2 protein-coding genes are annotated in these 1532 nt (G+C 63.6%); one reads left to right on the forward strand and one right to left on the reverse strand.

All coding sequences use genetic code 11. The features are described from left to right. The coding region (locus tag WEA77_RS00105) for a zinc-binding dehydrogenase (protein WP_368065842.1) at positions 1 to 589 on the forward strand (589 nt) is incomplete at its 5' end. Between the two features lie 6 nt (positions 590 to 595). Here the strand turns inward: WEA77_RS00105 and WEA77_RS00110 are convergent. After that, positions 596 to 1532 (reverse strand): quinone-dependent dihydroorotate dehydrogenase (locus WEA77_RS00110; protein WP_368065843.1); only part of this gene is annotated, 937 nt, incomplete at its 5' end.

The following is a 1532-nucleotide window of genomic DNA, read 5'->3' on the forward strand; positions in this document are numbered from 1 at the left end:
CGTCGGCTCCGTCTTCCACTCCGCCAAGGTCGAGCCGGGCTCCACCGTTGCCGTCATCGGCTGCGGCGGCGTTGGCCTCGCCGCCATCAACGGCGCCGCGATTGCGGGCGCAAGCCGTATCATCGCGGTCGATCTCTCGCCGGAGAAACTGCAACTCGCCACCCGCTTCGGCGCGACTGATACCGTGAACCCGAAATCCGGCAACGCCGTCGAAGCTGTCAAGGAACTCACCAAAGGCGGCGTCCACTATTCCTTTGAATGCGTCGGCACCAAGCAGACCGCGGAGCTTGCCTATCACATGCTGCGTCCGCGCGGCGTCGCCACCATCATCGGCATGATCTCGCCGGGCGTAAACATCGAGATTCCGGGCATCGAACTCCTCGTAACCGAGAAACGCCTGCAAGGCGCCGTGATGGGCTCGAACCGTTTCCGGGTGGACTTCCCACGTCTCGTGGACCTCTACCGGCAGGGCAAACTGCACCTCGACGACCTGATCTCGGACCGCATCGGCCTCGACGGCATCACCGGCGCGATGCAGAATCTCAAAGCCAACAAGGGCACCGTCGCCCGCCAGGTTGTGGTTCTCTGAACCGGGCTAAAGGTCCTTGCCGGCCGCTTCGCTGATCGAGGTGAGGCCGTCCCGTATACGCAGGACTTCCAGTTCCTCCGCGATTCGGGCAGCGAGGCCCGGGCCTTCATAGACGAGCATCGAGTAAAGCTGCACGGCATGGGCGCCGGCGCGCAGCTTGCGGTAGGCGTCGGCGCCCGAGGCAATGCCGCCTGCGCCGATCAGATCGAACTCGCCTTTGAGGTTGCGCGCGAAATGCGTCAGAACCGCCGTAGACGGATGGAACAGCGGCGCGCCGGAAAGCCCGCCTGCCTCGCCCTTCTGGTCATTCTTAAGGGAGGATGGCCGCGCCAGTGTCGTGTTGGAAATGATCAGGCCCGAGAGCCAGGCCCCTTCCCCGCGCACCACGCTGCAGATGTCGGCAATTGCCTCAGCGTCAAGATCCGGCGCCACTTTCAGGAAAACCGGCTTGTCCTTCCGGTCCGCAGCGCCGCAGCGCGCCAGCAGGCCAGTCAGCGAGGCCTTGTCCTGCAGGCCGCGCAGGCCCGGCGTGTTGGGGGAGGAAATATTGATCGTGATATAGTCCGCATGCGGCGCCACGGATTCGATGCCGGTGACATAATCCTGCGCGCGGTCTTCGGCGTCCTTGTTGGCGCCGACATTCGCGCCAATCGGCACGCCGGGCCCATACTTCTCCAGACGGCGCACGAAATAGTCGAGCCCGTAGTTATTGAAGCCCATCCGGTTGATCACCGCCCGGTCTTCATCGAGCCGGAACAGGCGCGGCTTTGGATTGCCCGGCTGGGGCTTCGGTGTAACCGTGCCGCATTCCACAAAACCGAACCCGAATTTCGCCATTGCACCCGGCACTTCGCAGTTCTTGTCGAACCCTGCTGCCAGCCCAACCGGCGAAGCAAGCTTCAGTCCGGATTTCGGCAGCGTTACCGAAAGTCCCGCTGGAAAT

It is taken from the genome of Hyphomonas sp. (assembly GCF_040882205.1).
GTDB lineage: Bacteria > Pseudomonadota > Alphaproteobacteria > Caulobacterales > Hyphomonadaceae > Hyphomonas.